This is a genomic window from Streptomyces sp. NPDC044044 (assembly GCF_056434405.1).
Window position 1 is genome coordinate 1052257 of sequence record NZ_JBWKFG010000002.1, and the last position, 18446, is coordinate 1070702.

Sequence of the window (18446 nt, forward strand, 5' to 3'; positions counted from 1 at the left end):
GTTCATTCCCCCAGGTTGAGAGTGAGTTTGGTGACGGCGAACGCCTCGGCGTAGCGCGCATGGCATTCGATGCCGCGGATCCGTGCGAGGCCGAGGAAGGCCTCCCGGTCGTACCAGGGCCGGTGCCGCTGCGAGGGGTAGTGCTCCTGCAGCAGCCGCACCTTCTGTTCGGCGATCTCCGGCGACAACGGCTGGTACGCCGCCATACGGCCGAGATCCCCGTCCCACTTGACGATCTCGTAGCCGAGCACGAGGTGGTCGCGGAACGCGGTGGGCATCAGCTGCGCAAGGCCGCGGTGATCCTGGTGCGCGTCGTCGGTACGCGGCGCGAGCACCAGATCCGGATCGCTCTGCGCGCGCAGCTCCTCGACCGCGGCCTTGGCCTCGTCCCAGTGCACGGGCATCCGGCCGTCCGGCAACTTGAGTACGGTCAGGTGCAGTTCGGCCCCCGGGCAGAAGGCGGCGAGCGCGGCCCGCTCCTCCTGCTCGCGCTCGCTGCCACCGCCGGAGAGCACCAGCGCGTCGATGCGGACACCCGGCCGCGCGAGGCACATCGCAAGGAGTGTGCCGCCGGCGCCGATGGCGATGTCGTCGCAGTGCGCGCCCACCGCGACGACCCGGTCAAGGCTGCGGGTCCCGAGCCGGATCATGCCCTCGCTCCCGCGCCGTCCCGTTCCCACACGGCCCAGGGGCGCTCGCCCCTGGCGTAGCCGGCGTCGAGCGACGCCCGCTCCTTCACGGTGTCGGTCGGCTTCCAGAAGCCGCGGTGCTGGTGCGCCACCAGGCGGCCCTGCTTGGCCAGTTGGGCGCATCCGTCGGCGACCAGGTCCCCGTTCTCCGGTATGTGGTCGAAGACCTCCTGACGGAGCACGAAATAGCCGCCGTTCTCCCACATCGGCAGTTCGCTCACCGGGGTGATGCCTCCCACGAGGCCGTCCTCGCCCAGCTCCACACAGTGGAAGGAGGACTGCGGCGGCACCACCATCATCGACGCACCGGCGTCACGCAGGGCGAACTTCTCGATCATCTCCGGCAACGGGGCGTCGGTCAGCACGTCGGCGTAGTTGGCGAGGAACATCTCGTCGCCCTCCAGGTGGTGGCGCACCCGGCGCAGCCGCTCCCCGATCGGCGACTCGATGCCGGTCTGCGCGAACGTGATCGTCCAGTCCGAGATGTCGGTGGAGAGCAGCTCGGTCCGCCCGCCCCGCAGGATGAAGTCGTTGGACGTCGTCTCCTCGTAGTTGAGGAAGAAGTCCTTGATGTGGTGGGCGCCGTACCCGAGGCACAGGATGAACTCCGTGTGACCGAAGTGCGCGTAGTAGCGCATGACATGCCAGATCAGCGGTCGAGGGCCGACCATCGCCATCGGCTTGGGCACGTCGTCGGCGGCGCCGCTGCGCATCCGCATCCCGTAACCGCCGCAGAAGAGTACGACCTTCATGATGTCCCCTCGACAATGCTCAGTTCCGGGATGGGAAAGACGAGGCGGCCGCCCCAGGCGTGCACGAAGGACAGCTGCTCGACCAGCTCGGCCCGCAGGTTCCACGGCAGGACGAGGACGTAGTCCGGCCGGTCGGCGGCGATCTGCTCGGGCGCCAGGATCGGGATGCGGGTGCCGGGCGTGAACCTGCCGTGCTTGTAGGGGTTGCGGTCGACCGTGTACGGGAGCAGGTCGGGCCGGATGCCGCAGTGGTTGAGCAGGGTGTTGCCCTTGCCCGGTGCGCCGTAGCCGACCACGGTCTCGCCGCGCTCGGCGGCCTCGATGAGGAACCGCAGGAGGTCGCGTCGCACCTTGGCCACCCGGGCGGCGAACTCGGCGTACCCGGCCAGCTCCTGCAGCCCGGCCGCCTTCTCCCGGTCAAGGACGTCGGCCACCCGCTGGGTCGGCTCGCCTGCCACCTCGGCGGGCCTGGCCCACAGCCGGATGGAGCCGCCGTGCGTGGGCAGCAACTCGACGTCCACGAGCGTGAGTCCGCCGCTAGCGAGGGCTCGGGCCGCGGACGCGACCGTGTAGTACTGGAAGTGCTCGTGGTAGATCGTGTCGTACTGGTTCTCCTCGATCAGGGTCAGCAGGTGCTGCACCTCGATGGAGACCCAGCCGTCGTCGGCGACCAGGGCGCGAAGCCCCTTGGTGAACCCGACCACGTCAGGGATGTGGGCGTACACGTTGTTGGCGACGACCAGGTTCGCCGGGCCGTGCTCGGCACGGACGGCCGCGCCGGTGGCCGGGTCCAGGAACGCCGTGAGCGTGGGCACACCCGCGTCACGCGCCGCGGCGCCGACGTTCACCGACGGCTCGACGCCGAGGCAGCGGATCCCCCGGTCCACCACGTGCTTCAGCAAGTACCCGTCGTTGCTGGCGACTTCGACCACGAAGGCGTCAGGGCCGAGCCCCACCCGCGCTGCGGCGTCGTCGACGAAGGTACGCGCGTGCTCCACCCAGGAGGTCGAGAAGGAGGAGAAGTACGCGTACTGCGTGAACGTCTCCTCCGGCGTGATCAGCGGAGGTATCTGCGCGAGCCAGCAGTCGGTGCAGACCCGCAGGTGCAGCGGGTACGCAGGTTCCGGCTCGTCCAGTTGCTCCGCGGCGAGAAAGCTCTCGCACGGCGGGGTCGCCCCCAGATCGACGACGCTCGCCAGCGTCGCCGAGCCGCAGAGTCGGCATCGTGTCATGTGCTGTCCCCATCCCCCCTGCTCGCGCGGGTGCCCCGTCGCGAGCCGGTGTTTCCGTCCCCCAACGGCGGCGGGCTGTCCCCGCCGCCGGACCGACCCGCGATCGCGGTGCGGTACTCGTCCACCAGGCGCTCAAGGCCGACGGCCGGGCTGAAGCCCTGCTCGTATCGGCGCCGGGCCGCCTGGCCCATCTCCCGGTTGCGGCCCGGTTCGGCCGCGACCCGGCGTATACAGGACGCGAGCGATGCGGCATCGCCCGGCCGGTGCAGCAGCCCGGTCACCTCGTCGTCGACGAGTTCGACGAAGGCGCCGTGACCGGCGGCGACGGCCGGAACCCCCGCCGCCATCGCCTCCACGACCACCAGGCCGAACGCCTCGAGCCACGTCGAGGGAGCCACCACGGCGACCGAACGCGCGACGGCCTTGCGGCACTCCGCCGGGTCGTACAGGCCGACGTACCGCACGTCGTCCCGGCCCGCGGCCCAGTCGGTCACCTCGCGTTCCAGTGGCCCCGCGCCGGCGATCACGAGGGGCACGCCCACGCCGCCGCTCGCTGCGATCTCGTCCCACGCGGCCATGAGCAGCCGCACGCCCTTGGCCTCCGCGAGGCGGCCGAGGTAGAGCAGATGCTCGCCGTCGCCCGTGCGGCGGGCGTCCGGCTCCGGCACGAAGTTGTGCTTCACCACCAGGCGCTCGGGCGGCATGCCGGACCGCACCAGGACGTCGCGCTGCGCCGCGGAGATGCACAGGAACCGCTCCACGCCGGACCACCACCGACGCCGGTTGGCCGACAGGCTGACGGCGAGCGGCACCGTCGCGAGGCGGGAGCCTCGGTAGCAGCCGTGCCGGACGGCCGGAAGCGGTGAACCGCCGACGCACTCGGTGCACGGCATGCCGTCCCGCTGCAGCGTGCCCGGCGGGCAGACCTGGGTGTAGTTGTGCAGCGTGGCGACGGCGGGCACGCCCGCGTCGGCGCAGGCGGCGAGGACCGCGGGCGACAGGAGCGGGAAGACGTTGTGGACGTGCACCACGTCCGGCCGCTCGGCGCGAAGCCGGGCGGTGAGTTCCTTGCGGACCGCCGGGTTCCACGGCACGCGCAGCGGCACCGCAGCCTTGGCGAGCAGGGACAGCGCGGCGATGTCGTCGCTGCGCCGCTCGAACGCCTCGACCCGGTGGCCGGCCGCGCGCAGCAGCGCCGTCTCCTGGTCGACGACCTTGTTCTCGCCGCTCGGCTGCGCCGAGTTGTAGCGGTTGTGCACCACGAGGATGTGCATGCTCAGGCCACCTCCGATTTCCGGGCCCAGCGCGGGACACGTCGTCGCGGTACCGAGGGCGTCGGCAGGAGCGTGGCCGCGGCGGGTGCCGCGAGCAGCGAGGCGGCCAGGGCCAGATGCAGCAGATACGGCGAGGCGTCGCCGAGACCGGCCTCGGTGTACGACGCGATCGCGCAGTAACTGATCAGGAAGATCGCGCAGGCCCTCGACAGCGACGGCGGCCGCAGCAACGCGACGCCGGCGAGGACGACGACGATCGCCGCCACGATGGTGGCGCCGGTCAGCCCCTGCTCGTGGTAGACGGCCAGCCAGCTGTTGTCGATCGGCAGCCCGCCGAACGACTTGTCGCCGAGGCCCACGCCGAACACCCTCTCCGAGGTCGTCCGTGGCGCGGCCAGCAGGGCGTCCCAGACCTTGGCCCGGCCGTTGAGGCTGGAGAAGTACTCCTGGGTCTGCCCGCGCATGTACCACGCCTGCATCGCGGAGCTGAACCCCACCACGGCCACGGCGGCGCACAGCATCGCCCAGGCGAAGAACCGGCGGGCGGCGGCGCTGGTCAGGACGAGCGAACCGATCGCCACCGCGAGGCCGATGAGCATGCCGAGCGTGGCCGTTCTGGTGTGGGTCAGCGCGAGCAGGACGAGTGAGGGCACGATGACCACCGCCGCGCTGGTCCTGTCGGTCCTGCGGCCCAGCACGAGCAGCACGGTGAGCCCGATGATCACCGCGGCGTACTGACCGATCTGCGGCGGGGTGAGGGGCCACAACGCGCCGACGAGACGGCCGCCGTAGATCTCGGGCATGGCCGCGCCCGGTGAGATGACCGCGCCCGCGGCCACCGACCCCAGCACCGCGAAGTACATCCGGATGTGGTGCCGGACGAACGTCAGGCCGCCGTCCCACCAGCGGCTGAGCAGCCACAGCGTGGCGACGAAGAGAGCCAGTCGGCCGCAGCGGAAGAGCGCGCCGAACCCGGACTCCAGGTGCGCGCTGGAGATCACGCTCGGCACGAGCAGCAGCGTGAGCAGGAACAGGAAGGCGCTGGCCCGGAAGCGCAGCCGGAGATTGACCGCGAGCGCGAGCGCGAACGCGGCGACGAGCGCCCCCATGGTGACCATCTGGATGAGGGAGCGGGGCAGCGGAATGATGGTCTCCGCCCCGGCGGAGCCGAGCGTGTTGAGGATCAGCAGTCCCCAGACGGTCCCGACGATCCTCGGTGTGCCCGCAGGGCGCGGTTCGACGCCGGGCCGGGTGTCCGCCGTGTCGATTCCGCCCGGCAGCCCGTCGTGCCTCAGATGCCCGCCCACCTCAACCACCGGCCCGTGGGTCGAAGGTGCTGCCCTTGTCCTGCTCGTACGGCGTGCCCTGCCACTCGCCGGAGTCGAGCACCCGGCTCGGCTCGTGGGCGACGAACCTCCACGGTCCGAGGTAGACGTTGTCGTGCCAGCGGTTGCGCTGCTTGCGGGTGATCGCCTCGGCCACCCGCTCGCCCTTGTACGGCGACCAGTCCGGATACGTGCCGTAGTTGGCGAGGACCGCCATCCGGTCGCACTTGTCCGTGCACTTGACGACGGACTTGTCGAGGACGAAGCGGTTGTCGTGGATGTCCACCCGCTGGGTCTTCCACCGGCAGTCGGAGTAGAGCGGCGCGGTGGCGATCTTCGGCCGCGCGCAGCTGTCGGTGTCCTTCACCAGCAGCGTGCAGTCACCGGACGAGGTGTTGGCCGGGCTGTTGCAGAACCGGTCGGCGTTCTCCCACAGGGTGATCCCGGACCAGTTGTTCTCCAGCGCGTTCCGGTAGATCTCGATCTTGTCCGTGCGGGCCCGGACCCGTGGTTCGCCGCCGGACTCGGACACATAGATGGTCGCGAACGGGAAGTTGTCGCCGCGGGCGTTCTTGCGGCCCTCGACCCAGTTGTTCCGCCGGACCGTGTTCTTCCGGATGACCGCGTTGTAGCTGGTCTCGTAGATCAGCGCGGCACCGTCGTTGGCCTCGAGCACGTTCTCCTCGATGCGGAAGTCGTTGTTGTTGGTGTCCGCCCACAAACCGGTCCCGCGGTTGTCGTGCACCCAGTTGCCGCGCACGTCGGCGCCGTTGACGGCCCAGAACTTGATGCCTCCGGTGCAGCCGCAGCCCTTGCGCCGTCGCTCCCAGTCGCCGGTGTTGTTGCCCACGATCTCGTTGCCCTCGACCACCAGACCGCTGATGCGGCCGCCCGCCTTGTACGCGTTCATTCCGTACTGGCCGTTGTCGCGCAGGCAGTTGGCGCGAACCCGCTGGCGTGCACCGGCCATCAGCCCGGCACCCGAGTTGTTCTGGATCTTCGAGTGCTCGATCACCCACCCGTCGGCCGAGTCGTGATTGACCACGCCCTCGTCCGGCGGCGCCACGAACCGCTGCACGGTCAGGTGGCGGATGGAGACGTCGGGGGCGGTGCCGCCGAACGCGTACTGGTTGGTCTTCCGGCCGTCGAGCACCGCGCCCGGTGCGCCGAGGTAGCGGTTCCCCTTCTTGGGGATGACCTGGGCGAAACGGTCCGGATCCAGCCTGTGCTTGCCGGGGCGAAGCCAGAACGTGGTGTTCGCGGGGCTGCTCTTGGTCTTCGCGGCCAGATCACCGGTCACCCCGGGATCGACCGTCACCGCGCCCGCCGGCGCCTTCGCGGGACCGGCGGCGGGCTTGGCGCACACCCGGGCCAGGGACTTGGACGGCGCACCGGACTTCGACGCCGCACCGGACGCGGCGGGCGCACCGGTCGGCTCCGCCCCGGCGTCCGGCGTGCTCGTACAGCCGGTCGCCAGCAGGGCCAGCGCGAGCGGTGCCGCCGGCAGCGCCCAGTGCCGCCACGTGATCCCCACGCGTCCTCCTTAGTCGCAGAACCTGAGTACGGTGGTGAACCCCTCCGGGCCGTCGGCGAAGCCGGTGCCGATCAGCGTGGTGGAGGGTTCCTTGCGCCCGAAGCCGGGGGAGTACCAGCCCAGCGGCGGGTCGCTCTCGCCGCGATGCGCCTGCCAGGACAGCTGACCGGGCAGGTCGAGCACCGCGGAGCGGTCATCGCCGTCCCGGGTCCAGGTGAGCACCGCCCAGTTCGCCACCAGGTCCGCGGCGATCGCCGGGCCGAGGTGGAACGCGAGGCGCACGGCCCGGCGCGGGCCGCGCACCTGGTCGACGACCCGCAACTCCTTGGCCGCGGCGTTCAGTTCCACGTGGCGGCGGTGCACGGAGCGCTGGTAGCCGTCGTGCTCGGCGCACCAACGGGCCGTGCCCCCTTCGGAGGCGCCGGACGTGTCCGCGACCAGGACGCGGCTGCGGGCATGCCGGGTCCACAGGAACGGGCCGCCGGACACGGACTGGTCGCCGCCGTCCAGTTGCAGGGTGTTGTGGCCGAGCGTCGAGCGGAAGTACTGCCGCCACTCGGGCTGCCCGTGGTAGCAGAACGTCCCGGGGTCGGCGAGCACGTCGACCCCGTCGTGCCTGACCTCCACGGACAGCGCGTCCGCGTGGGCATGCGCGGCGATGGACAGGAACCCGTGCGGACCACCGTCGCAGCGGCACCAGATCTCCGCAGGGCCGCGCAGGATGGTCATGCCCGCGTCGGCGAAGTGGGCCGGCCGAACTGCCGGGCGGGTCACGGCCGGTGCGGTCGCATCGTCCGAGTACGGCCGGATGAGTGCGGCAAGGAGCGGGGTGCGCACATCGGTGCCGGTCACTTCCGGCCACCAGGCGAGCCTGCCGAACACGGCGTCCCCGGTGGCGAGGAGCGAGGCCCAGCGGTCGGTGCCCGCGCCGTCCACGACCAGGCCGTGCCCGTCGTCCGCGTCCCCTTGCCGCGGCGGACGCAGCCGGCCGTCCACGACGGCCGCGAGCGCGTCGGTCATCCGCAGCAGGACCAGGCGGATCGACGCGGGAACCGGCACGTCGGCGGCGTCCGCCTCGGCCAGCGCGGCCAGGCCGAGCTCAAGGACGAGTCCGTGGTACTCGGTCGCCGACTCGCGGTTGAGGCCGGAGTGGAAGGTGTTGCCGCGCAGATGCCGCTCGAGGGATCGCAGCGCGCCGTCCCGCCAGCGGGGCGACGAGGGGAACCACCCGAACGCGCAGGCCGCAGCGAACTGCCCGGCGGTCTCGGCGATGACGTGGTTGTTCGCCGAGGAACCCCGGCTGGGGAAGGCGGCCAGCCAGCGCTGGTGGTGCCAGATCTGGTTCAGCGCCACCGGGTTGCCCTCGAAGAGGTCGGCCGCCCCCGGCCAGCCGTCGAGCAGCCTGCGGATCCACACCCAGGACAGGAGCCTGATCCCCAGCTCGATGCCGCTGATCCAATGCACGCCGCGCAGCGGCGGGTTGGCCGTCCACCAGGACCGCAGGTGCTCGGCCACCCGCTCGGCGTACCGCTCGTTCCCGGTGATCGCGTAGGCGGCGGCGAGGACGGTGAGGTACTGATGCCGGGACAGCTCCCAGATCTGCTTGATGTCCCCGACCGCGTCCTCGTTCCGGTACGGCACGTCGAAGGCGTAGCCCCAGGGAGCCCGGCGCCCGGTCTTCGGGTCGCACCACCAGTCCGGGTCCACCAGGTCGTCGCGGACCACCCCGAAGTACTCGGCGTGCCCGTACATCAGCCGGTCCGCCTCGGCGACGAGACGTTTCGCGGCGTCCGGGGGTATCGCGGCGATCGTCCCCGCGGGCAGTACGGCGGTGAACCGGGCGCCCCTCACGCTCGGGCACTCCGGCCGCGCGGAGCGCCACCGCCGCCTGCGCACCACGTCGGCCGCCCGGCCGCCGACCTCCCGCGGTCCCATCCGGGAAAGGCGCCGTAAGTACCAGCCCGCGCTCATCGTCATCGCGCCCTCGCCAACGTCACCGGCGCACCGCCGGCGAGGCCGGTCTGCACGGCGAGGGTGGCCGCCGTGGTGGCGACGAGCGACTCCAGCGGCACCGGCATCGGCCCGCCGGTCCGCACGGCCTTGACGAACGCGGCCAGTTCGGCGTTCTGGCCCTTGTCCCGGGCCTTGGGCAGCCGTGAACTGACCCACCGCTTGCGGCCGACCGTGCCGTCCGCGAACACCGAGGCGCGGACGAAGTCGTCGAGCCGCAGCACACGGCCGTCCGCGAGAAGGTCAAGGGTCTCCTTGGGGAAGCCGGCCGCACCTGTGGTGACATAGCTGATGGTGGCGGTGGACCCGTCCGGGTAGCGCAGCACGACCTGTAGGTCCTCGTTGCCGGACGCGGCGACCGCGTACACCGACACCGGATCGGCATCGAGCAGCCAGCTCGCCGTGTCGATGAAGTGCCCGCCCTCACCGGCGAACCGCGAGCCCTCGCTGCCCTGCTGGAGGTACCAACTGCCGTGCTGCAGCCGTCCCGCGTTGACCAGGTAGCGCAGGCTCGCCGGACCGGTCCGGGTGCCGAACCGCTTCCTGGCCTCCTGAAGCAGCGGTGCGAAACGGCGGTTGAAGCCCACCTGCAGCCGGTCGTTGCCGGACTCCTCCACCGCCGCGAGCACACCGGCCAGCTCGTCCTCGGTGAGCGCCAGCGGCTTCTCCACGAACACGCTCTTGCCGGCGAGCAGCGCCCTTCGGGTCAGCTCGGCGTGCGAGCTGTGCCGGGTGACCACGAACACCGCGTCGATGGACTTGTCACCGAGGACGGCGTCGAGATCGGTGGTGGCTTCGTCGAAGCCGAACTTCCGCTGCGCGTTGGCCGCGGACAGCGCGGTCGTGGTGACCACGGTCGACAGCTTGACGCCCTCGCGCTGCGCGAGGTGCGGCAGCAGCATCGACGTCGCGTAGTTTCCCGCGCCGACGAACGCGAGGCGCACCGGCGCCTTGCCGGACCGTGCGGGGGCGGGGGATGCGCCACCGCGCCGCACCGCGGGCACGGACACCGCCGGTGCCGCCGCTTCCTCCTTCTCCTGCGCCTGTTCGGGGTAGCGGAACAGCACGGCCACGGCCTTCAGGTCGCCGTCCTTCAGGCGCTGGTACGTCTCGACGGCGTCATCGAAGTCGGCGGTGTGGGAGACCAGTGGCTCCACGTCGACGCGGCCGCGGGAGACGAGATCGAGGAAGCACGCCAGGTTGCGGCGCTCGGTCCAGCGGACGTAGCCGATCGGGTAGTCGCGCCCCTCCAGCTCGTACTCCGGGTCGTAGCGCCCTGGGCCGTACGAGCGGGAGAACCGGACGTCGAGCTCCTTCTCGTAGTACGCGTTCCATGGCAGGTCCAGGCGGCACTTGCCGATGTCGACGACCCGGCCGCGGTCCCGGCAGAGCCGGGCGGCCAGCTCGACGGGCTGATTGCTGCCGCCGCCCGCGGCCAGGTACACCTGGTCCACGCCGTGGCCGTCGGTGAGTTCGGCGACGGAGGCTTCCACGGCCGCGGACGCGGGATCGCCGCAAGCCGCGGCGCCCAGGCGCTCGGCGAGCTCGCAGCGCGCCGGGTCGGGGTCGACCCCGACGACGCGGACCCCCGACGCGGTGAGGAGCTGCACCACCAGCTGCCCGATCAGGCCGAGGCCGATGACGAGCGCCACGTCGCCGAGCTGTGACTCGCCGCGGCGGACGCCCTGCATCGCGATCGACCCGACGGTGCCGAAGGCCGCGTGCCGCGGCGCGAGGCCGTCCGGCACCGGGGCGTAGAGGTTCTTCGGCACCCAGTTCAGCTCGGCGTGCAGCGCGTGCTCGTTGCCGGCGCAGGCCACGAGGTCGCCGACCTTCACGTCGTCGATCCCGGTGCCGACCTGCTCGACCACTCCGCACAGCGAGTAGCCGAGCGGTGTGTAGGAGTCCAGCTTGCCCATCACCTTGCGGTACGTGGCGGGCACCCCGTTGGTGGCCACGCTCTGCGCGACCTTGGCCACCTGGTCGGGCCGGGAGCGGGCCTTGCCCAGCATGGACATGCCGGCCTCGGACACCTTCATGAGCTCGGTCCCGGTGGATATCAGCGAGTAGGCGCTGCGGACCAGCACACCGCCCGGCTTGCATCCCGGCACCGGCACATCGAGCACCGCCAGCTCGCCACTCTTGTAGTTCTGTACAACCTGTTTCACCGAAGTCCCCTTGTTTTTCTACGCCGTCTAGCGAGCGTTCTGGCCGGACCCGGAGGTCGCGCCGCGGTACCAGTACTCGAGGGTCAGCACATGCCAGAGATGCTTGGAGAAGTCCCGCTGCCCGGCGGCGTCCTCGGCGACCATCCGGGCCAGCGCGTCACGGCGCAGGATCCCGGAGTTGACGAGCACGCCGTCGTTGACCACCTCGCGCACCAGCGGCGCGAGATCCCGGCTCATCCAGGCGCGCAGCGGGGCGCTGAACAGGCCCTTGGGCCGGTACACGATCTCCCGGGGCAGGACCGAGGCGGCCGCCTCCTTGAGGACGGCCTTGCCCTGTCGTCCGACGATCTTGCGATCACCGGGCACGGCGAACGCCGCCCTGACCACGTCGACGTCCACGTACGGCACCCGCACCTCGGTCGACGCGGCCATGCTGGAGCGGTCGGTGTACGCGAGGTTCAGGCCCGGCAGGAACATCCGGGCGTCGCCCAGGCACATGCGGTTGACGAAGTCGTCGAGGTCGTTGTCCTGGTAGACGTCCGCGTGCTCGGTCAGCACGTCGTCGACCGTCCCGGCCAGGTCAGGATTGACCAGGGCGAGCAGTTCTTCCTGGTCGTACATGGTGTAGCTGCGCCGGAACGCGGTCTCCTCCGGCAGATCGGCGAAGGAGAGGAACCGCTTCGCGAACCGCACCGACCGGTACCCCCGGCGGGCCGTGGCGACCGGCAGCCGGTCCACGGCCGCGTGGACGCCGCGCCGCAGCGGCCGCGGGACGCGCTGGTAGCGCAGCGCGATCAGGTTGGCCAGGTGCTTGCGGTATCCGGCGAACAGTTCGTCGGCACCCATTCCCGAGAGCATCACCTTGACCCCGGCCTCCCGGGCGGCCTCGCAGATCAGGAAGGTGTTGATGGCGGCGGGATCGCCGATCGGCTCGTCCAGGTGGTAGGTCATCTGCGGCAGCAGGTCGAGCACGTTCGGGGCGATCTCGATCTCATGCAGGTCGACGCCGAACTGCTCGGCCACCTGCCGGGCATAGCGCAGGTCGTCCGGCATCGCCTCGAACTTGGCGTCCTCGGCGCGGAACCCGATCGTGTAAGCGGAGATCCCGGGACGGTCGCGGGCGGCGAGCGCGGTCAGATAGCTGGAGTCGAGACCGCCGGACAGGAAGGTCGCCACGGGTACGTCGGAGAGCAGGTGGCGCCGGGTCGACTCCTCGACGACGGCGGCGATGTCCGGTCGCTCACCGCTCCGGGCCCGCTCCTGGCCCTCGGCGGCGACGTCCCTCAGGTTCCAGAACTGGCCGCGCTCCACCCGGCCGTCGGGCCGGCACCGGAGCCAGCTGCCCGGCGGGAGCTTCTCCGCTTCGCGGAACGCGCACCGTGAGTCCGGCACCCAGTAGTACAGCAGCGAGGCCACCAGAGCCGCCTCGTCCACCTCCAGCGACCCGCCGGTGGCGGCGGCGAGCGCCTTGAGCTCGGAGGCGAACACCAGGCCCCCGCCGCGCCGGAGCAGGAACAGCGGCTTGATGCCGAGCTGGTCGCGGGCGAGCACCAGGTCACCGGTTCGCTCGTCGAAGATCCCGAACGCGAACATGCCGCGCAGCCTGGGCAGGCAGTCGGTGCCCCAGCGCCGCCAGGCCTCGAGGAGCACCTCGGTGTCGGAGGTACCACGGAAGCGCACCCCAGCGGCCGTCAGTTCGGCCCGCAGCTCGGGCGCGTTGTACAGCTCGCCGTTGTACGTAAGCGAAAGGCCGTCCGAGACCATCGGCTGGGCGCCGGTCTCGGACAGGTCGATGATGGCCAACCGGCGGTGCCCGAGCTGCACTTCGCCGTCACCGACGGGATGGCCGTACCGGCCCGCCCCGTCCGGACCGCGGTGGGCGAGCGTATCGGTGAGCCGGTCGGTCACGGCCTTCCCGTCCGGCCATCGGTAGGTCCCTGCTATGCCACACATGTCCTACCGCGCTTCCTGGTCGATGTCCGGGACTCGTGCCCATGACGGCCGTTCCGTCGGCAACTGGCCCGTCCCGTTCTGCCGGCCGCGCAGCGCGGTGTGCAGCCCGTCCCACAGGGTGCCGTCGGTGCGGTCCCGCGGATCGGGGTCGATCAGCACCACACCGATCACCGGGATGAGCAGGTCCGCGAGCTGGCGCGCCACGGTGTGCAGCCATGCGGCGCTGCCGTGCCCGGCACGCACGACGAGCACGGTCTGATGGCCGAGGTCCTGGAGGCCGGTCCACGCCGTGCCGGGCGCGAGCGAGCCGACGCCGATGCTGCGCACGTGATGCGGCACGGCCGCCGCACGCTCGCCGCTGACCACGGCCGGATCTCCGGGCTCCTGGCGGCGGTTGGCGAGGGGCAGGCGTGGCAGGCCGTCGATGATGACCACCGGCCCGTCCGCGGCCAGCGCATTGGCCAGGTCCAGGGCGATCACGCTGGTGGTGTGCGCACAGCCCAGTTCGAGCAGCGACACCGGTTCCCCCGAGCCACGCACGGAGCGGGCCAGGGTCGCGGTGAGCCGTTCGCGTGCCGCCCGGGTCCGCCGGCGCTGCCACACCCTGACAGGCCGCCGGGGCGCGCGGCGCAGCTCCGCGATGACCGAGGCGCCCAGGTTCGCCGCGATGTCCCTGCGCAGCACGGGGCGGTCCGCCACCACCGAGCCGACCGCGGCCACCGCGAGCCCGAGGACGAGCCCGAGGACGAGCCCGATCGCGCCGTTGGTGAGCGCGGACTTGGGCAGGGAGTGCTGCACCGCGCGCGGGGCGTCCACGATCTGCGTGCCGGCGACGATCTGGGGCGTGCCCATGCGCGCCTCCTCGGCACGCAGGTCGAAGTCGGCGATCCGCGACGTGAGTTCGGCCCGGCGGGCGAAGAGCGACTCGATGCTCGCCGACGCGTTCGGGTCGCTCTCGGGAGACCTGTCCCCGATCGCCTCGTTGACCTGGGCGAGTTCGACCCGCATGCGGTCACGCTGGTCGCGCAGGGCCTTGGCCTCGGCCTTCGCGGCTTCCTGCATCCGCCGCACATGGTCCGCGACGAACGCGTCCGCCAACGCCTTTGCGCGGGCCACCGCTTGCGCGTCGCTCTCGCCGGTCACATCGATCTGTAGCACGTTGTTGGTCAGGCCGGTTCCCCGGTAGTCCTGCATGAAGTCCTCCGGCAGCTGTGGGGACTTGAGGGACTGCAGGGCCTTGTCGGCGATCCGGGTGGTCCGCAGCAGCTCCACGTCGGTGCGGATCAGCGTTCCGGTGTCGTTCGCCTGGTCCTCCTTGTGCGCGACGAGGACCTTGGTCACAGCGGTCGGCGGCGGTGGCCGCAGGACCGCCACCGCCGCGCCGATCAGCAGCCCCACCAGGGCCAGGGAGCACCAGAGGCGGCGGCGTCTGCGCACCGCCACCACCAGGGCCTGCAGGTTCAGCAGCGGAGCGGCTGCCGACGGCTCCGAAGTCGTGCTCGTCGTCACGCTGAACCTCCCGTCCCGTGGCCGCGAGCCGCGAGCGCCGGAGTGGCGTGGTCCGGAGGATGAGCGGCGGACCGCGCCGGACGGGCCCGGACCGCACCGGCGACGACGACGCCGACGACCTCATGCCTGCCGTCCGCACACGCCTCGGCGATGCCCGCGAGCTCCCCTGCGGTCCAGCTGCCCGCGCTGAGCACGACCAGGGCTCCTGACTCGGTGTCGCGGTCCGGCACCATCGGCTGGGACACCGAGACCTCCACCACCCGCAGCAGCGGGTCGCTCTTGGCCTCGGCGACGAGCTGTCCGGCGGCCCGGAGGGCGGTCTCGTCGCCTTCCGGTACGACGGCCAGCAGCCGCCGGGCGCCCGGCAGCTGGACCCGCAGGCGAGTGCACACCCGCCGGTAGCGGATCTGTCTGCCGGCCTCGTCGCCGGACGTCCGAGGGGTCGGTATGTCCCACCGGGTGTCGATGCCGAGGAGCCGGCGGATCCAGGCCCGCGGGCCACCGCCTCGTGGCCGCTGCGCGGACCGTTCACCGGGCACGTCGACGGTGCCGATGAGCGCAGAGCCCAGCGCCGCGGCGATCTCCGGTTCGGTGCGCAGCCGGCGGTTCATCCGTGCGGCGGTGAGATGGCCGATGACCGCGATCAGGAAGAACAGCAGCGCCCCGCCGACGACGAGTTGCATCCTCGTCGGCGGAGCCTCGCCGGTCGGCCGGGCCGCGGGACCCATGACGACCATGCCGGCCTTGTTGGTCGCGGGGTCGGCCTGCTCCAGCTTCTTCATGGCCTCCTCCAGCGAGGTGCGCAGCTTCTCCAGCGAGGTGCGCGCCTGCACGCCTTCCACGGTCCGCCCCGGATCGGCCGCATCGGCCAGGTCGCTGATGCGGCGGTTGGTCTCCGCCACCTTCTTCCGCAGCGCGTCGGGCCCCGAATCCGTTTCGGGCTCGGCGCTGCCGCCCGCGATCCGCGCGGCGAAGGTGACGAACTGCTTGGCCACCTGGTCGGAGAGCCGCTGTGCGCGCTCCGGGGTCTCGGCCGTGCCCGAGATCTTGATGATGTTCCCGTCGGCGGCCTCGGCACTGACCTGGTCCCGCAGCTCGCTGCCGCTCACGCCGCGCCAGCCGAGCGTGCCCGCCGCGCGGTCGACGACCGCCGAACTGGCCGCGATCTCCGCCTGGGTGAGCAGCTCGCGCTCCTCCCACTGCCCCGCGAGGAGTACCGATGCCGACGTCGTGTAGCGCGGCGGGAACAGCACCGATGTGCCGTAGCCCACGAGGGCGCCCACCACGGCGAGGGCGGCGAGAAGCCGCCAGCGCCGACGGAGAATCCGCCCGATCGTGACCAGGCGTATCGTGTCTTCGCTCACCGGCGCGGCCTCCTCCCCGCCCGGCCCGGGGCTCCCGACACCGGAGCGTCACGGCAGGCAGCGGCGTAGGCCGCGAGCAGTGACGCCTGAGAGTTGCGCCAGGAGAGCTGTCCGCTGATCCGCTCCTGGCCGATCTTGCCCATGTGGGCCCGCTTCTCCGGATCGTCGAGCAACAGCGCGATGAGCTCGGCGAATTCGGTCTCGTCGTTCGCGGGTGCGTACACGGCGGCGTCACCGGCCGAGACGCGTGCCTCCCGGAGGTCGAACGAGACGATCGGCCGGCCCATCGCCATGTACTCGAGGACCTTGTTCATGGTCGACACGTCGTTGAGCGGATTGCGCGGGTCGGGGGAGAGGCAGACGTCCGCGGTGGACAGATAGCGCACCAGGTCGGCGTCCGGTATGCGCCCGGTGAACTGCACCTGCTCGGAGAGCCCGAGCCGCCGGGACAGCTCCACCATCGCGTCGAACGCGTCACCGGAGCCGACGAACACCGCGTGCCAGTCGGTCCGCCCGAGCTCGTCGCGCAGCTTCGCCAGGGCCCGCAAGGCGTAGTCGACGCCGTCCTGAGGGCCCATGACGCCGAGGTAGCACAGCAGATGAGGCTTGCCGCGCTTCAACTCCGGCTCGGGCGGCACCGGTTGGAAGCGGTCGACCGCAGGCGCGCTGCGCACCACGAAGACGTCCTCAGGCCGCCGGCCGCCGCGGCGCACCGCGACGTCCCGGTAGCTCTCGTTCGTGGCGAGCACGACGTCCGCGGCCCGGTAGGTCCGCCGCTCCAGCGCGCACACGGCGCGGTAGAGCAGGTCCTCGCCGCGGTCGAACCGGGAGAGGTACAGCTCGGGCACCAGGTCGTGCTGGTCGAAGACGAACCGCGCGCCGCGCCGCCTGAGCCACCGTGCCGCCAGGAACAGCAGGTCGGGCGGGTTGCAGGCGTGGACCACGTGGACCGGGCCGACCTTGCGGACAAGGCGCGCCGTGTGCCACAACGCAGATCCGTACTCCTGGAGATAGCCGGCGGGACCTCCGGTGGCCGCGCGCAACGGGTAGCGGTGGATCCGCACCCCGTCGATCACCGCTTCCGCCTCCGTGTCCCGCTTGCTCCCTCGGGGACAGATGACGTGCACTTCCCAGCCCGCGTCGCGCAGCGTCGTGCACTCCTGCCACACCCGCCGGTCGAACGGCACCGACAGGTTCTCCACGAGGATCAGCGCGCGCCGCTTCGGCCGGCCGCCGCCGACTGTTTCTTCGAACGATGTGTTACCAAGCAAGGCCCATGTACCCCGGTTCGGTTCGGCGCGCATCTGCGTCGGGAAGGTGGATGAGGTCGATCAGTGCTGGTCCCTCGCCATGGGGCAGCGCGGAAAGGACGGCCGGGTCCCTGGTCCCGACCAGGCACACCTCGGCGTGCTCGAGCACCTCTTCGACGGAGTCCGCGAGCAGGTGCGCCAGGTGCGGCAGCCGCGTCTCGATGTACTCGCGGTTCGCGCCCATCAGCCGGGAGAGGCTCACGTTGGCGTCGTGGATCCGCAAGTCGTAACCCTTGCCGAAGAGTCTCTCCGCCAGCTCGACGAGAGGGCTCTCGCGGAGGTCGTCGGTGCCGGGTTTGAAGGAGAGGCCGAACAGGCCGACCCGGCGCTTGCCGGTGCGCTCGACCAGCTCCACCGCGCGTTGCAGATGCGCGGAGTTGGAGGGCAGCACATGGGCGAGGATGGGCACCGAGACGTCGGCCCGCTGCGCCGCGTGGACCAGGCTGCGCAAGTCCTTGGGCAGGCAGGAGCCGCCGAAGGCGAAGCCGGGCCGCAGGTAGGCGGGGCTGATGTTGAGCTTGCGGTCGGCCAGGAACACGTCCATCACCTGGTGCGAGTCCACCCCGAGCGCCTGGCACACCGAGCCCAGCTCGTTCGCGAAGCCGATCTTCAGGCCGTGGAACGCGTTGTCCGCGTACTTGATCGCCTCGGCCGTCGGGATCGGCACCCGGAACACCTCGCCGGGCAAGCCGCCGTACAGCGTCGCCACCACGTCGCCGCTCGCCGGGTCGAGCTCGCCGATGACGGTCTTGGGCGGGTCGAAGAAGTCCCGTACGCTCGTGCCCTCGCGCAGGAACTCCGGGTTGACCGCGACCCCGAAGTCCACCCCTGCCGTGCCACCGACGTACTTCTCCAGGATCGGCACAAGGAGGTTAAGGCAGGTGCCCGGGAGCATCGTGCTGCGGAACACGACGGTCTGCCGTCCGCCCCGCTCGGCCACCGCGGCACCGATCTGCTCGGTGACCCGCTCCAAGTACGTCGTGCACAGGCTGCCGTTGGGCTCCGACGGCGTGCCCACGCAGATCAGCGACACCTCGCTGCCCATGATCGCCTCGCGTACGTCGGCGGTGGCGCGTAACGCCCCGCTCCGCACCACCTCGGCGGTGAGCTCGCCGATCCGCTCCTCGACCACCGGCGCCAAGCCGTCGTTGACCAGGTCCACCTTGACCTGGTTCACGTCCACGCCGATGACCTCGTGCCCCATGCTGGCCAGGCACGCGGCCGACACGCAGCCCACGTAGCCGAGCCCGAAAACGCTGACCCTCATGACCTGTCCATCCCCCCAGGCAGGCCCTGAGGGCCTGCGTTCCGCGCGCCGTCCGTACG

13 protein-coding genes are annotated in these 18446 nt (G+C 71.4%); all 13 read right to left on the minus strand.

Annotated features, from left to right (window positions below):
* Positions 1-2: 2 nt before the first annotated feature.
* Genes AC07AG_RS10535 through AC07AG_RS10595 form a run of 13 tightly spaced genes read right to left on the minus strand, consistent with a single transcriptional unit; the run spans position 3 to position 18387 of the window.
* The gene (locus AC07AG_RS10535) at positions 3-650 is read right to left on the minus strand and encodes a PIG-L deacetylase family protein (protein WP_478753788.1); all 648 of its coding nucleotides are present in this window, start codon (positions 648-650) and stop codon (positions 3-5) included.
* Positions 647-1441 carry a glycosyltransferase family protein gene (locus tag AC07AG_RS10540; RefSeq protein ID WP_478753790.1) on the minus strand — a complete coding sequence of 265 codons (795 nt, stop codon included), beginning with the start codon at positions 1439-1441 and terminating at the stop codon, positions 647-649. Before AC07AG_RS10540 ends, AC07AG_RS10535 begins: the two co-directional genes overlap by 4 nt.
* Positions 1438-2673 carry a class I SAM-dependent methyltransferase gene (locus AC07AG_RS10545; protein WP_478753792.1) on the minus strand — a complete coding sequence of 412 codons (1236 nt, stop codon included), beginning with the start codon at positions 2671-2673 and terminating at the stop codon, positions 1438-1440. The genes AC07AG_RS10540 and AC07AG_RS10545 overlap by 4 nt, the downstream gene beginning before the upstream one ends.
* Positions 2670-3947 (minus strand): glycosyltransferase, encoded by a 1278-nt coding sequence (locus AC07AG_RS10550; RefSeq protein WP_478753794.1) that lies wholly within the window; start codon positions 3945-3947, stop codon positions 2670-2672. Before AC07AG_RS10550 ends, AC07AG_RS10545 begins: the two co-directional genes overlap by 4 nt.
* A gap of 2 nt (positions 3948-3949) precedes the next feature.
* On the minus strand, positions 3950-5254 hold the full coding sequence (locus AC07AG_RS10555) for an O-antigen ligase domain-containing protein (protein WP_478753995.1): 1305 nt from the start codon (positions 5252-5254) through the stop codon (positions 3950-3952).
* Position 5255: 1 nt separating this feature from the next.
* Positions 5256-6806, minus strand: coding sequence for a right-handed parallel beta-helix repeat-containing protein (locus AC07AG_RS10560; protein ID WP_478753796.1), 1551 nt, complete (start codon positions 6804-6806; stop codon positions 5256-5258).
* Positions 6807-6815: 9 nt separating this feature from the next.
* Positions 6816-8783: a heparinase II/III family protein gene (locus tag AC07AG_RS10565; protein ID WP_478753798.1), complete on the minus strand. Its 1968-nt coding sequence runs from the start codon at positions 8781-8783 to the stop codon at positions 6816-6818.
* The gene (locus tag AC07AG_RS10570) at positions 8780-10984 is read right to left on the minus strand and encodes a bi-domain-containing oxidoreductase (RefSeq protein WP_478753800.1); all 2205 of its coding nucleotides are present in this window, start codon (positions 10982-10984) and stop codon (positions 8780-8782) included. Before AC07AG_RS10570 ends, AC07AG_RS10565 begins: the two co-directional genes overlap by 4 nt.
* A gap of 27 nt (positions 10985-11011) precedes the next feature.
* The gene (gene asnB, locus AC07AG_RS10575; RefSeq protein ID WP_478753802.1) at positions 11012-12937 is read right to left on the minus strand and encodes an asparagine synthase (glutamine-hydrolyzing); all 1926 of its coding nucleotides are present in this window, start codon (positions 12935-12937) and stop codon (positions 11012-11014) included.
* 3 nt (positions 12938-12940) lie between these two features.
* Entirely contained in the window at positions 12941-14446 is a 1506-nt protein-coding gene (locus tag AC07AG_RS10580; RefSeq protein ID WP_478753804.1) for a Wzz/FepE/Etk N-terminal domain-containing protein, read from the minus strand.
* Positions 14443-15810 carry a Wzz/FepE/Etk N-terminal domain-containing protein gene (locus AC07AG_RS10585; RefSeq protein WP_478753806.1) on the minus strand — a complete coding sequence of 456 codons (1368 nt, stop codon included), beginning with the start codon at positions 15808-15810 and terminating at the stop codon, positions 14443-14445. The genes AC07AG_RS10580 and AC07AG_RS10585 overlap by 4 nt, the downstream gene beginning before the upstream one ends.
* Positions 15807-17081 carry a glycosyltransferase family 4 protein gene (locus AC07AG_RS10590; protein WP_478753808.1) on the minus strand — a complete coding sequence of 425 codons (1275 nt, stop codon included), beginning with the start codon at positions 17079-17081 and terminating at the stop codon, positions 15807-15809. Before AC07AG_RS10590 ends, AC07AG_RS10585 begins: the two co-directional genes overlap by 4 nt.
* Positions 17071-18387 carry a nucleotide sugar dehydrogenase gene (locus AC07AG_RS10595; protein ID WP_478753810.1) on the minus strand — a complete coding sequence of 439 codons (1317 nt, stop codon included), beginning with the start codon at positions 18385-18387 and terminating at the stop codon, positions 17071-17073. The genes AC07AG_RS10590 and AC07AG_RS10595 overlap by 11 nt, the downstream gene beginning before the upstream one ends.
* Between the last annotated feature and the right edge of the window lie 59 nt (positions 18388-18446).

Bases quoted from the DNA above. Each gene is read 5' to 3' on its own strand.
- AC07AG_RS10535 (WP_478753788.1), bottom strand. From the start codon at position 650: ATGATCCGGCTCGGGACCCGCAGCCTTGACCGGGTCGTCGCGGTGGGC.
- AC07AG_RS10540 (WP_478753790.1), bottom strand. From the start codon at position 1,441: ATGAAGGTCGTACTCTTCTGCGGCGGTTACGGGATGCGGATGCGCAGC.
- AC07AG_RS10545 (WP_478753792.1), bottom strand. From the start codon at position 2,673: ATGACACGATGCCGACTCTGCGGCTCGGCGACGCTGGCGAGCGTCGTC.
- AC07AG_RS10550 (WP_478753794.1), bottom strand. From the start codon at position 3,947: ATGCACATCCTCGTGGTGCACAACCGCTACAACTCGGCGCAGCCGAGC.
- AC07AG_RS10565 (WP_478753798.1), bottom strand. From the start codon at position 8,783: ATGACGATGAGCGCGGGCTGGTACTTACGGCGCCTTTCCCGGATGGGA.
- asnB (WP_478753802.1), bottom strand. From the start codon at position 12,937: ATGTGTGGCATAGCAGGGACCTACCGATGGCCGGACGGGAAGGCCGTG.
- AC07AG_RS10595 (WP_478753810.1), bottom strand. From the start codon at position 18,387: ATGAGGGTCAGCGTTTTCGGGCTCGGCTACGTGGGCTGCGTGTCGGCC.